Genomic DNA, 12,322 nt, shown 5'->3' with positions numbered 1-12,322 from the left:
TGGAAAATGCGAAGACCCAGGCCGCCCATGGACGCTTCGCCGTGATGGCGAGGCGTCCATGGGGCCGGCTTCAAGGCTTGCGGATGTTGACCAGGGTGGCGCCATCACTGGCGTTGCGGAACTCGAAGGAGACCTTGTCGCCCACTTTCAGGCCCTCGAGCTGTGCAGCGGTGGCCTTGAAGGCCATGGTCATCGGTGGCCAGTGCAGCGCCGCCACCGGGCCATGGGCGAGGGTAACGAGGTGGCGCTCGGCGTCGATCGCGCGGACGCTGCCTTCGGCGCTGGCGGTCGGCGCTTGCTGGGCGCTGTCCATGCTCATGTCGTCCATCTTCATGCCGGCCATGTCTTCGGCCAGGGCGGAATGGGAGAGGCCGAGCAGCAGGGCGCCGAGGGCGATCAGTGGGGTTTTCATGGGATGTCTCCAGGTTGGTTTTGGCTGGTTGCCGGTAGCTGACGACGGCGCATCAGCCAGTAGGCGGCGGGGATGACGAAGAGAGAAAGCAGGGGCGCGGTGAGCATGCCGCCGACCATGGGCACGGCGATGCGACTCATCACCTCGCTGCCGGTGCCGCTGCTCCAGAGGATCGGCAGCAGGCCGGCGACGATCACCGCCACGGTCATGGCCTTGGGGCGCACGCGCTGGACCGCGCCCTCGCGGATCGCCGCGAGCAGCGCGGATGGCTGGTTGGCCTGGGGCTGCTCGGCCCAGGCGTTCTTCAGGTAGACCAGCATGATCACCCCGAACTCCGCCGCCACGCCGGCCAGGGCGATGAAGCCGACACCCGTGGCTACCGACAGGTTGAAACCCATCAGGTACAGCAGCCATACCCCGCCGGTGAGGGCGAAGGGCAGGGTGGCCATGATCAGCAGGGCCTCGTCGATGCGTCCGAAGGTCAGGTAGAGCAGCACGAAGATGATCGCCAGGGTCGCCGGGACGACCAGCTTGAGGCGGGCGTTGGCGCGTTCCAGGTACTCGAACTGTCCGGAGTAGCCCAGGCTCATGCCCGGGGCGAGGCGTACCTCGCGCTCCACTGCCTGGCGCAGGTCCGCCACGACCGAGGCCAGGTCACGGCCACGAACGTCGACGTAGACCCAGCCGGAGAGGCGGGCATTCTCGCTCTTGAGCATCGGCGGCCCCTCGCTGATGCCTATTCGTGCCACGCTGCCGAGGGTGATCTGGCCACCCTGGGTGGTGTAGATCGGCAACTGGCGCAGCGCGTCCAGCGAGTCGCGCCATTCGCGCGGGTAGCGCACGTTGATCGGATAGCGGGCGAGTCCTTCCACCGTTTCACCGACGTTCTCGCCGCCGATGGCGCTGCCGACGATGGCCTGCACGTCGGCGATGTTCATGCCGTAGCGCGCCGCCGCCTGGCGGTCGATGTCGACGTCGATGTAGCGCCCGCCGGTCAGGCGTTCGGCCAGCGCCGAGCTGACGCCCGGCACCATCTTCGCCACTCGCTCCACGGCCTGGGTCGCGCGGTCGATCTCGGCCAGGTCGGTGCCGGCGATCTTCACCCCGATGGGACTCTTGATGCCGGTGGCGAGCATGTCTATACGGTTGCGGATCGGCGGGATCCAGATGTTGGTCAGGCCCGGCACCTTCACCGCGCGGTCCAGTTCCTCCACCAGCTTTTCGCTGGTCATGCCGGGTCGCCACTGGTCCCTGGGCTTGAAGCGGATGGTGGTTTCGAACATCTCCAGTGGCGCCGGGTCGGTAGCCGATTCGGCGCGCCCGGCCTTGCCGAACACGCTGGCGACTTCCGGCACGCTGCGGATCAGCCGGTCGGTGCGCTGCAGCAACTCAGAAGCCTTCTGCGCGGAGAGCCCGGGCAGGGCCGAGGGCATGTACAGCAGGTCGCCTTCGTCCAGTGGCGGGAGAAACTCGCCGCCCAGGTGGGACAGCGGCCACAGCCCGGAGAGGAACACCAGCGCTGCCACCGCCAGCGTGCTGCGTGGCCGGCGCAGTACCGCGTCCAGGGCCGGCTGGTAGAGGCGGATCAGCCAGCGATTGAGCGGGTTGCGCTGCTCCGAGGGCAGGCGCCCGCGAATCCAGTAGCCCATCAGTACCGGCACCAGGGTCACCGACAGCCCGGCGGCGCCGGCCATGGCGTAGGTCTTGGTGAAGGCCAGCGGGCCGAACAGGCGACCCTCCTGGGCTTGCAGGGTGAACACCGGGACGAACGACAGGGTGATGATCAGCAGGCTGAAGAACAGCGCCGGGCCGACCTCCACGGCGGCCTCGGTCATGACCTTCCAGTGCCGCTCGCCGACCAGTGGGACGCCGGGGTGCTGCTGGTGCCAGGCCTCGACGCGCTTGTGCGCGTTCTCGATCATCACCACCGCCGCGTCGACCATCGCACCGATGGCGATGGCGATGCCGCCAAGCGACATGATGTTGGCGTTGATCCCCTGGTGCCGCATGACGATCAGCGCGATCAGCACGCCCACCGGCAAGGACACGATGGCCACCAGCGACGAGCGCAGATGCCAGAGGAAGGCCGCGCACACCAGCGCCACCACGAGGAATTCCTCGATCAGCTTGTGGCCGAGGTTGCTCACCGCGCGGTCGATCAGTTGACTGCGGTCATAGGTGGTGACGATCTCCACGCCCTCGGGCAGGCTCTTCTTCAGCTCCTCCAGCCTGTCCTTCACCCGCGTGATGGCTTCGCGGGCGTTCTTGCCGCTGCGCAGGACGATCACCCCGCCGACTGCCTCGCCTTCGCCGTCCAGCTCGCCGATGCCGCGACGCATTTCCGGGCCGAGCTGGACACTCGCGACATCGCCCAGGGTGACCGGGCTGCCATTGCCGGCCAGGCGCAGCGGGATCGCCCGAAAGTCGTCCAGACTCTTCAGGTAGCCCGAGGCGCGCACCATGAATTCCGCCTCGCCCAGCTCCAGCACACCACCGCCGGTTTCCTGGTTGGCCTTGCCGATGGCCTCGATCACCTGGCCCTGGGTGATGCCCAGGCTGGCCAGTCGAAGCGGGTCGAGCAGCACCTGGTACTGCTTGACCATGCCGCCCACGGTGGCGACTTCGGCCACGTCCGGCACCGTCTTCAGCTCGTACTTGAGGAACCAGTCCTGCAACCCCCTCAGCTGGGCCAGGTCATGCCGGCCCGTGCGGTCCACCAGGGCGTACTGGTAGATCCAGCCGACCCCGGTGGCGTCCGGGCCGAGCGTTGCCCTTGCCGTTGGCGGCAGGCGCGACTGCACCTGGTTCAGGTACTCCAGCACCCGCGAGCGGGCCCAGTAGAGGTCGGTGCCGTCATCGAACAGCACATAGACGAAGCTGTCGCCGAAGGAGGAAAAACCGCGCACGGTCTTCGCTCCCGGCACTGACAGCATCGTGGTGGCCAACGGGTAGGTGACCTGGTTTTCGACGATCTGCGGCGCCTGCCCCGGATAGCTGGTACGGATGATCACCTGTACGTCGGAGAGGTCCGGCAGCGCGTCGATCGGCGTGCTGCGCAACGACCAGAGGCCCCAGGCGACGATGAACAGAGTGGCCAGCAGCACCAGCAGGCGATTGGCCACCGACCAGCGGATCAGCTTGGCAATCATGGCTGCGCCTCCTGCCGGCTCACTTGCTCGATCACCAGCCCGGTATCGCCCTGGCTGACCCCGAAACGGATGCGCTCACCGACCTTCAGCCCGTCCGCCAGCCCAGCTCGGGCCAGGGAGAAGGTCATGGTCATGCCAGGCATGCCCAGGGTGTGGAAGGGGCCGTGGCTGATCGTCATGCCCTGGGCATCGATTGCGACGATCCGGCCCTCGGCTTCATGCAGCGTGGATGTGCTTGTGCTGGGGCCGGGCAGGTCGTCCGTGCGGGCTTCGATGCCCTTCAGGCTGGCTTCCGAATCGATCAGGAACTGCCCGGAAGCAACCACCCGCTGACCTTCCTCCAGGCCCTGGAGCACAGCCACCTGGCCGCCGTTCTCCTGGCCGAGGCGTACCTCCACGGGGCGGAAGCGGCCGTGGTCCTCGGCGAGCATCACCAGGTTGCGCTTGCCGGTGCGAATCACGGCTTCACTGGGAATCTGCAGCACGTCGGACTCCCCGGCGAGAGCGAGGCTGACCTCCACGGTCATCCCCGGGCGCAGTTGGCCATCCGGGTTGGGCAGTTCGATGCGCAGGCGCAGGGTGCGGCTCTGCTGGTCGTTCTCCGGCAGGATGCTGGCCAGGGTGCCCGTGACCGGACGATCCGGGAATGCCGGCAGGCGGGCGGTGACTGGCTGGCCGATCTTCAGGCCAGCCGCCTGTGTTTCCGGCACCGCTGCTTCCAGCCAGACCTGTCCCAGGCCGTTGATCCGCGCCAGTGGTGCGCCGGCTGGCAGGGTCATGCCGCTACGCACGTTCAGTTCGCGGATCACCCCGGCAATAGGCGAACCGAGCGTGATCACCGGGCGCGCCCGGCCGCTGCGCGCGACCTGGGCAACCAGCGCGGGTGGCATCCCCGCCAGCAGCAGGCGCTGCCGCGCCGCTTCGCGCAAGGTCGGCTCCGCGGTGCTCTGCAGGGCGAGATATTCCTCCTGCAGGCCGGCCCACTCCGGGACCAGGATGTCGGCAACCGGCGCGCCGGCCTTTACCACGTCGCCAGGCGCCAGGGTATAGGTGCGCTCGACGAAGCCGCCGGCCCGCGTCTGCAGCAGTGCCACGTCGCGGTCATTGAAGGTCAGCAGGCCGGTGACCTGCAGCTTGCGATCGAGCCTGCCGTGGCTGACCGAGGCCAGGCGCACACCGAGATTCTGCTGGATGCCCGGTTCCAGGCGAACCGCTGGCGGGCCTCCGTTGCTCTCATCGTCGGCGTAACGGGGCACCAGTTGCATGTCCATGAATGGCGACTTGCCCGGCGCATCGAAGCGCTGCTGCGGGACCATCGGGTCGTACCAGTAGAGCGCCTTGCGTTCCGCGGCCACACCGCTGGTTTCCGCCGCCGGGGCCGATTGTCGCTGGGCGAACCAGTAGCCGCCGGCGCTGCCGGTGGCCAGGGTGAGCAACAACAGTGCGGAAGTCTTCACGGGAAGCCGGTTCATGCGCGTACTCCCTCATAGGTGAAATACAGACGCGCGGCGACCTGCGCCAGGGAGCCCAGCAGGTCGAGCTGCCGGAGCCGCTCCTCGAGCAACTGCTGGCGTGCACCGAGTACTTCGCCGAGCTGCAGCTTGCCGGCGCGATAGCTGGCAGTGGCCAGGCTGGCCTTCTCCTCGGCCAGCGGCAGCAGCGTGGCGCTGCTGCGTTCGACGGCGCGCTGCAGGCGCCGGTATTCGGCGAGGTCGTCTGCCAGTTGTTGTTCGTGCTCGCGGGCCAGGGCCTCGCGCTCGGCATCCAGCTGGCGAACCTGGGCGCGGCGGGCGGCGATCTTCGGGTCCTGGCGGGTGCCGCTGAACAGCGGCAGGTCGAAGCTGACTTGCAGCGTCATCATGTCGCCGAATTCGCGGCCACGATGCTGGTAGTCCACTTCCCAGCTCCAGTCCGGCTTCTTCTCCGCCACGGCTTCGCGGACCAGCGCTTCGGCCTCGCGGGTCATCGGCCCGTAGGCAGCGAGCTCGGGGTGCTGGTGCAGCGCCTGCTGGTAGTGGGGCGCGTCGATCGACCAGCGCGGGAAGTCTCCGCTGAGCGTCTGCGGCGCGTCCTCGCCGATCCAGCGCTTGAGCGTCGCCCGGGCCCGGGCCTGCTGGCTCAGCAGATCATCCTTGCGCTCGTCGAGCAGCGCGGCTTCCTGGCGCGGCAGCAGCGCGTCCACCGCGCTGGCGCCGCCACTGGCCAGGCGCGCGCGGACGCTGGCGTCGAGCAGCCGGTTTTCGCGGTAGAAGTCGTCGAACATCGCCAGCTTGCGTTGCAGCGTGTAGGCCGCGATCCAGGCCTGCGCGAGGGCGTTGCGGACCTTCAGGCGCTCCACGCCGGCCTCGGCGTCGGCGCGTTCGACGGCGGCCTGGGCGGTCTCGATGCGGGCCCTGCGCTTGTCGCGATTGGGCACCTCCTGCATCAGGCCAACCATCTGCATGCTCATGTTGTCACGCTGGGTGGTCCAGCGCTCCTGTCCCTCGATGGGGATGTTCTGCAGGCCGAGGTTGAGCTTGGGGTCGGGCAGTTCGCCGGCCGGAATGGCGGCGCTTTTCGCCGCTGCGAGTTTTTCGCTCTCGGCGAGCAGGGATGGGGCGTTGCGTTCGGCCAGCAACAGGGCGTCGTCCAGCGACAGGGACGCACCCTGGGCGGACAGGCTGGACAGCAGCGCGAGCAGCAGCCAGCCCGAATGGATTCGGACGTGAGTCACGATGGGGATTCCTCTGGAAAACCAGCGCACGGGCGCAAGCCACCCGGCAGCCTTGAGGGCTGCGGGCGGGGTTCAGGTCGGGAGAGGAATCAGGCGCAGGGAGGTCGCCAGAGATCGGCGGGAGCCTGGCTCAGTACGAGGGGGTTGTAGCGTGGCGCACTCTGCGCTGCGGCAAGGTGCTGCGGGGCATTCAGGAGGCTGACCTGGAGCAGGCTGCTGGTCTTGCACTCCTGGCCGCTCTTGCAGGCCTTCTTGCCGTGCGGGGTCATCTTGCCCGCGTCCTGGCAGCAATCCTGATCCATGCCGGCCATCTGGCTCATGCCCTGTTCCTGCATCGGACAGGGTTCGGCCGGCGCCTCGAAGCCCGCCATCCCGGTGAGGGGAAGCGCAAGGCTGAGCCACAGGATGATGAAGAGCCGCAGGCGACGAAGCATGCCGCGCAGTTTAGAACCTTCCCCTGGGGCAAGGTCAACGGCGGCGTCGCCTGGATAACCGAATCGTCATGCTTGCCTCAGCTTCCCGTTAGGGGCGGCCTCTTAAGGTGGAGTCACTTTCAACCACCCGTGAGGTGACTGCCATGCAACGCTCCCGCATCCTCCTGATCGCTGCCCTGATGGGCGCTTCTTCCCTGGCGCTGGCCGACGGCGGCGGCGACATTACCTTCGCGCGCATGGAGCAGGCCCGCCTGCAAGCCATGCAGGCCCGCCAGGACGCGCCTTCGCCGACGCAGGTCGCCGAGGCGAAGCAGTACACCTACGGGATGAACCTGGACATCGCCGAAGTCGTGGCGATAACGCCGATGAGCAGCGACTGCGGCGTGGTCCCGGTGCAACTGCGCTACAAGGATTCCTTCGGCGAGGAGCAGGCCATCGAGTACCGCACCGAGCGCGTCGCCTGCCGCGTTACCCGCTGATTCAGTCGGGCGAGGCGGGGAACTCCAGGAGGAAGCGCGTCGGCCCTTCCTCCGAGCTCTGCGCGCTGGCCGCGCCCAGGTGCAACTCCATGATCGAACGCACGATGGCCAGCCCCAGGCCCGTGCCGCCCTGCGCTCGCGAGCGGCCCTTGTCCACCCGGTAGAAGCGCTCGAACAGGTGCGGCAGGTGCTCGGCGGCAATGCCCGTTCCGGGGTTTTGCACCTGCAGAGTTACGGTCTCATCGTCGTTGCGGACCTGCACGCTGATGCGCTCGCCCGCGGGCGTGTGGCGGATGGCGTTGGACAGCAGGTTGGAAATGGCGCGCTGGATCATCAGGCGATCGCCGACGACCCGCCCATGGCCGTCGATGCTGATGCGCAGCGACTTCTCTTCGGCGCTGAAAGCGAACAGTTCGGCGACCTTCGCGGCTTCCTCTTCCAGCTGCACCGTCTCCTGCGGCAGCAGCGCGCGCGGGTGGCTGACCTGAGCGAGGAACAGCATGTCGCTGACGATCCGGCCGACCCGTTCCAGCTCCTCGGTACTCGCGGCCAGCACCGCTTCGTACTCTTCCTTTTGCCGCGGTCGCGACAGCGTCACCTGCGCCTTGCCCAGCAGGTTGCCGATGGGCGAGCGCAGCTCGTGGGCGAGGTCGTCGGAGAACTGCGTGAGCTGCTGCACGCCGCCATCCAGCCGGTGCAGCATCAGGTTCAGCGCTCGCGCAGCCTTGCCCAGCTCCCGTGGCAGGTCCTGCACGGGAATGCGGTGGCTGAGGTCCTGGGTGGTGATCAGCGAGGCCACCTGGCCGAACTGCCGCAAGGGTTGCAGGCCGCGCTTGGCCACCAGGCGCGCGCCGAGGGCGATCAGCAGCAACAGCAGCGGCACCGCCAGCCAGGCCGAACGCAGGAAGGCGCCGAGCAGGGCATCGTCGTCGCGGCGATCCAGGCTCAGGAATACCCGCAGGGTGTTGCCGTCGCGCAAGCGGATCAGGCTGCGCTCGGTGAGCAGGCGGCGGCCGTCCGCCGAGCGCCAGGCAAAGGCGCGGCCACTGCCGGCGAACCCATCGAGCACCGCCAGGTCGCGAGTCGGCCCGCTGCTGAACTGCGCCGGCTGCCCGCGTCGCTCATCGAGCAGCGCGGCGCTCAGGTTGTCGTGGCCCATCAGTTGGTCCTGCAGGGCATGGCCGCGCAAGGGCAGGGCGGCGAGACCCGGATCGGCGTCGAGGGCGTGGCGCAGTTGCCCGAGCTTGTCCTCCAGCTCGCGGTGGGCGCGCTGGTCCAGTTGGTGGTCGAGGGCGAGGTAGGCCAGGCTGAGCAACAGGATCATCAGCACCGAGCCCAGCACGCCGACCCACAGGCCGATGCGCAGCGACAGGCTGGCCGGCTTCATGCGCGGGACTCCAGCACGTAGCCGACCCCGCGCAGGGTATGGATCAGCTTGTCGGCAAAGGGATCGTCGATCTTCGCGCGCAGGCGGCGGATGGTGACTTCCACCACGTTGGTGTCGCAGTCGAAGTTCATGTCCCACACCAGCGAGATGATCTGCGTACGCGAGAGCACTTCGCCGCTGCGGCTCATCAGCAGGTGCAGCAGGGCGAATTCCTTGCTGGTCAGGTCGATACGCTGGCTGTCGCGGTAGGCACGGTGGCGCCCGGGGTCGAGCTCCAGCCCGCCGATCTCCAGCACCTGGGGCTGGTCGATACGCTCGCTGCGGCGCATCAGTGAACGCACGCGGGCCAGCAGTTCGGGGAATTCGAAGGGCTTGAGCAGGTAGTCGTCGGCGCCCAGGTCGAAGCCCTTTACCCGCTCGGTGAGACGGCCGCGGGCGGTGAGCATCATCACGCGAATGTCGCTGTGCTGGCGCAGGCTGGCGAGTACGTCCCAGCCATCCATCTGCGGCAGGTTCACATCGAGGATGACCAGGTCGTAGGCGCACTGTCGGGCCAGGTGCAGGCCGTCGACGCCGTTGTCCGCGCGATCCACCACATAGCCGCTTTCGCTCAGCCCCTGTTGCAGATAATCGGCCGTCTTGTGGTCGTCCTCGATGAGCAGGATTTTCATGGATAGTTACCCGGTAATTACGTGGAGAGTGGTGCCGCAGGCGCAGGAAAGTTCATGCCGCCGGTGAAAAGCGCGGGCAGTCTAGAAGCTGTAGCGACTTCAGGGTCAATCGTGCAGGGGTCGCATCTGGTATCGCAGTTGAAGGCTTCAAAGTTATGCAGGTGGCTGTCCTGAAAGGATTTTTCAGCCGTCAGCGAATTTCTCGGAATGGCGCGAATTGTTTCCTGAAGTTACCTGGAAGTGGCACAAAGCCTTTTTAAATACATACAACGGGAAGTCGCTGGATGGCCAATTACATGTTTGTAATTATCCAGTCACCTTGTCGCTAGAGAGGCACTTCTAGATTCGCCGGTGGAAATGACGGAATACCGTCGAAGTTGACTCCACCGTGCGAGGTTCGCTGTGTTTTCAAGACGTTCTGGATTCGCCGCCTGGGCAACGCTGCTGGCGCTGCTGCTGGGGCAGTTCCCGGCCTGGGTGCAGGCCCGCGAGATCGGCATCGAGGATGCCTTGCAGGCCGCTGCCAGCGGCAACCCCGAACTGGCCGCCAGTGCCCGGGAAATCGGCATCGCCCAGGGACTGCGCGAGCAGGCCGGCCTGCTGCGCAACCCGACGTTCTCCTGGGAGCAGGAAGGCACCGAGTCGCGCAATCGCACCACCACCCTCGGTATCAGCCAGCCGCTGGAGCTGGGCGGCAAGCGAGGCGCGCGGGTGGAACTCGCAGAGCGCGGCCAGGCCGTCGCTGCGCTCAGCCTGGAGGCCCGGCGCAACCAGCTGCGCGGCGAGGTGATCGCGGTTTTCTACAGCGCCTTGCGGGCCCAGGAGCGCGAGCGCCTGGCACAGCAGTCGGTGGCGCTGGCGCAGCGTGGCGTGGTCGCGGCGCAAGGGCGCGTGCGTGCCGGCAAGGCAGCGCCGCTGGAGGCCAACCGTGCGCAGGTGCAACTGGCCGAGGTGCGTCTGGAACAGGAGCGCGCGCGCCGCGAGCGGGCCGACGCCAACCAGGCGCTGGCCGCGCTGATGGGGCTGGCCTCGGCGGATTTCACTGGCGTGCGCAGTGACAGTGGCAAGCCACTGCCCGGGCTGCCAAGCCCCGATGAGCTGCTGCGTCGCCTGGGCGACAGCGCGCCAATGCGCCTGGCGCAGAGCCGAATCGATGAAGGCGAGGCCGCCGTGCGCCTGGCGAAGACCCAGCGGATTCCCGACCTCGACGTCAGCCTGGGCAGCCAGGAAGCCATCGAGGATGGCAACCGCGAGCGCATCGCAGTGATCGGCCTGAGCCTGCCGTTGCCGCTGTTCGACCGCAACCAGGGCAACATCCTTGCCGAGTCGCGCCGTGCCGACCAGGCCCGCGACCTGCGCAACGCCACCGAGCTGCGCCTGCGCCAGGAAACCCAGCAGGCGCTGCAGCAGTGGAGCACCGCCCAGGGCGAGGTGAATGCCTTCCGCCAGACCATCCTGCCCAGCGCCCAGAGCGCCGTGGAAAGCGCCACGCGCGGCTTCGAGATGGGCAAGTTCGGCTTCCTCGAAGTGCTCGATGCCCAGCGCACCCTGATCACCGCCCGCGACCAGTACCTGCGCGCGCTGGCCCAGGTCAGCGACGCCTGGGGGCGGATCGAGCGGGTTTACGGCGATGTCGGTGCGGCCCGTTAAGGCTCGCCGTGCCTGGTTCGGTTTGCTGCTCGCGGCGCTGACGCCATCCGCCGCCGCGCCGACCGCGAGCCTGCCGCCGCACTGGTGCGTCCATGACCTCTTCAGCACCCTCCATCACCCTGCGGTGCCTGCGCCACGGCGCGGCGCCGACGGATTTTCCCCGGAGCTTCCATGATCAAGAAAACCCCACTTGCCGCCGCTGTACTGCTGGCCTCTGCACTGGGCGTCAGCGCTTACGCCTGGATGGGCAGCGAACAGGCTGGCGGCAGCCATCTCGACGATGCGACCCATGCCGATGCTGAGCACCACAACAGCGCTGCACCGACTCGCCATGCCGAATCGGCGAACCATGCCGACGGCGAGCACCACGCCGCACAGGAAACCCAGGCCGAGGAGCAGGGGCTGCACCTGAGTCCGGCACAGATCGAAGCGGCCGGCATCCAGTTGGCCATCGCCGGCCCGCAGGCGCTGGACGAGGCGTTCAGCCTGCCCGGAGAAATCGGTTTCGACCAGGACCGCACCGCCCACGTCGTGCCGCGTACTCCCGGCGTGGTGGAGTCGGTGTCGGTTGAGCTGGGGCAAAGCGTGAAGAAGGGCCAGTTGCTGGCGGTGATCGCCAGTCAGCAGGTCTCCGAACTGCGCAGCGAGCTGGCTGCCGCCCAGCGCCGGGCGAGCCTGGCAAGCAAGACCTTCGAGCGCGAGCGTGAGCTCTGGCAGGAGAAGATTTCCGCCGAGCAGGACTACCTGCAGGCGCGCCAGGACCTGGAGGAAGCACGCATCGCCCTGGCCAATGCGCAGCAGAAGACCAACGCACTGAGCGGCGTGTCGGTCAGTGCCGGTGGCAATCGCTACGAGCTGCGTGCGCCTTTCGACGGTGTGGTGGTCGAGAAGCACCTGGTGCCTGGCGAGGTGGTCAGCGAGACCACGGCGGCTTTCACGCTGTCCGACCTGTCGCGGGTCTGGGCCAGCTTCAGCGTGGCGCCGCAGGACCTGGCGCGGGTGCAGGTGGGCAAGCCGGCGCGGGTGGAGGCGGCGGACCTGGGCATGCAGGTCGATGGCCGCGTCAGTTATGTCGGCAACCTGCTCGGTGAGCAGACCCGCAGTGCGGTAGCCCGCGTTGCCCTGGCCAATCCCGATGGCGCGTGGCGCCCCGGTCTGTTCGTCAACGTGCGGGTGAGTAGCGAGGCACGCCAGGTGGCGGTCGCGGTGCCGGAGCAGGCGATCCAGGAGGTGGAAGGCAAGCCCAGCGTGTTCGTGCGCAGTGCCGAAGGCTTCGACCCGCGCCCGGTCGACCTGGGGCTGCGCAGCGCCGGCCAGGTGGAAGTGCTGGCGGGACTTTCTGCGGGTGATCAGGTGGCGGCCGCCGGCAGCTTTATTCTCAAGTCGGAGCTGGGCAAGAGCTCGGCGTCCCACGCGCACTGACGGGG

The 12,322-nt window shown here is 67.8% G+C and carries 10 protein-coding genes; 3 read left to right on the top strand and 7 right to left on the bottom strand.

Features of this window, described 5'->3' with window-relative positions:
- Positions 1-70: 70 nt before the first annotated feature.
- The 5 genes from L6D89_RS21035 to L6D89_RS21015 form a co-directional block, all read right to left on the bottom strand.
- Positions 71-412 (bottom strand): copper-binding protein, encoded by a 342-nt coding sequence (locus L6D89_RS21035; RefSeq protein ID WP_236201059.1) that lies wholly within the window; start codon positions 410-412, stop codon positions 71-73.
- Complete coding sequence (locus L6D89_RS21030; RefSeq protein ID WP_236201058.1) at positions 409-3,561, bottom strand: efflux RND transporter permease subunit; 3,153 nt, start codon at positions 3,559-3,561, stop codon at positions 409-411. Before L6D89_RS21030 ends, L6D89_RS21035 begins: the two co-directional genes overlap by 4 nt.
- Positions 3,558-5,033 (bottom strand): efflux RND transporter periplasmic adaptor subunit, encoded by a 1,476-nt coding sequence (locus tag L6D89_RS21025; RefSeq protein ID WP_236201057.1) that lies wholly within the window; start codon positions 5,031-5,033, stop codon positions 3,558-3,560. Before L6D89_RS21025 ends, L6D89_RS21030 begins: the two co-directional genes overlap by 4 nt.
- The gene (locus L6D89_RS21020; protein WP_236201056.1) at positions 5,030-6,274 is read right to left on the bottom strand and encodes a TolC family protein; all 1,245 of its coding nucleotides are present in this window, start codon (positions 6,272-6,274) and stop codon (positions 5,030-5,032) included. Before L6D89_RS21020 ends, L6D89_RS21025 begins: the two co-directional genes overlap by 4 nt.
- A gap of 89 nt (positions 6,275-6,363) precedes the next feature.
- Entirely contained in the window at positions 6,364-6,708 is a 345-nt protein-coding gene (locus L6D89_RS21015; RefSeq protein ID WP_236201055.1) for a hypothetical protein, read from the bottom strand.
- Between the two features lie 143 nt (positions 6,709-6,851).
- On the opposite strand from L6D89_RS21015, the gene L6D89_RS21010 reads away from it, so the two are divergent.
- Complete coding sequence (locus L6D89_RS21010) at positions 6,852-7,187, top strand: DUF2790 domain-containing protein (protein ID WP_236201054.1); 336 nt, start codon at positions 6,852-6,854, stop codon at positions 7,185-7,187.
- Position 7,188: 1 nt separating this feature from the next.
- Here L6D89_RS21010 and L6D89_RS21005 read toward each other — a convergent pair whose 3' ends face one another.
- Complete coding sequence (locus tag L6D89_RS21005) at positions 7,189-8,574, bottom strand: heavy metal sensor histidine kinase (protein WP_236201053.1); 1,386 nt, start codon at positions 8,572-8,574, stop codon at positions 7,189-7,191.
- Entirely contained in the window at positions 8,571-9,245 is a 675-nt protein-coding gene (locus L6D89_RS21000) for a heavy metal response regulator transcription factor (RefSeq protein ID WP_236174115.1), read from the bottom strand. The genes L6D89_RS21005 and L6D89_RS21000 overlap by 4 nt, the downstream gene beginning before the upstream one ends.
- Positions 9,246-9,647: 402 nt before the next feature.
- On the opposite strand from L6D89_RS21000, the gene L6D89_RS20995 reads away from it, so the two are divergent.
- Both L6D89_RS20995 and L6D89_RS20990 read left to right on the top strand, forming a co-directional pair.
- On the top strand, positions 9,648-10,895 hold the full coding sequence (locus tag L6D89_RS20995) for a TolC family protein (protein WP_373874979.1): 1,248 nt from the start codon (positions 9,648-9,650) through the stop codon (positions 10,893-10,895).
- 171 nt (positions 10,896-11,066) lie between these two features.
- Positions 11,067-12,317: an efflux RND transporter periplasmic adaptor subunit gene (locus L6D89_RS20990; protein WP_236201052.1), complete on the top strand. Its 1,251-nt coding sequence runs from the start codon at positions 11,067-11,069 to the stop codon at positions 12,315-12,317.
- The last annotated feature ends 5 nt before the right edge of the window (positions 12,318-12,322 follow it).

The organism is Pseudomonas pseudonitroreducens (assembly GCF_021603645.1).
Classification (GTDB): domain Bacteria; phylum Pseudomonadota; class Gammaproteobacteria; order Pseudomonadales; family Pseudomonadaceae; genus Pseudomonas; species Pseudomonas pseudonitroreducens.
The sequence above is the reverse complement of the archived record's forward strand: the minus strand, read 5'-3'. Positions and strand labels throughout refer to the sequence as shown.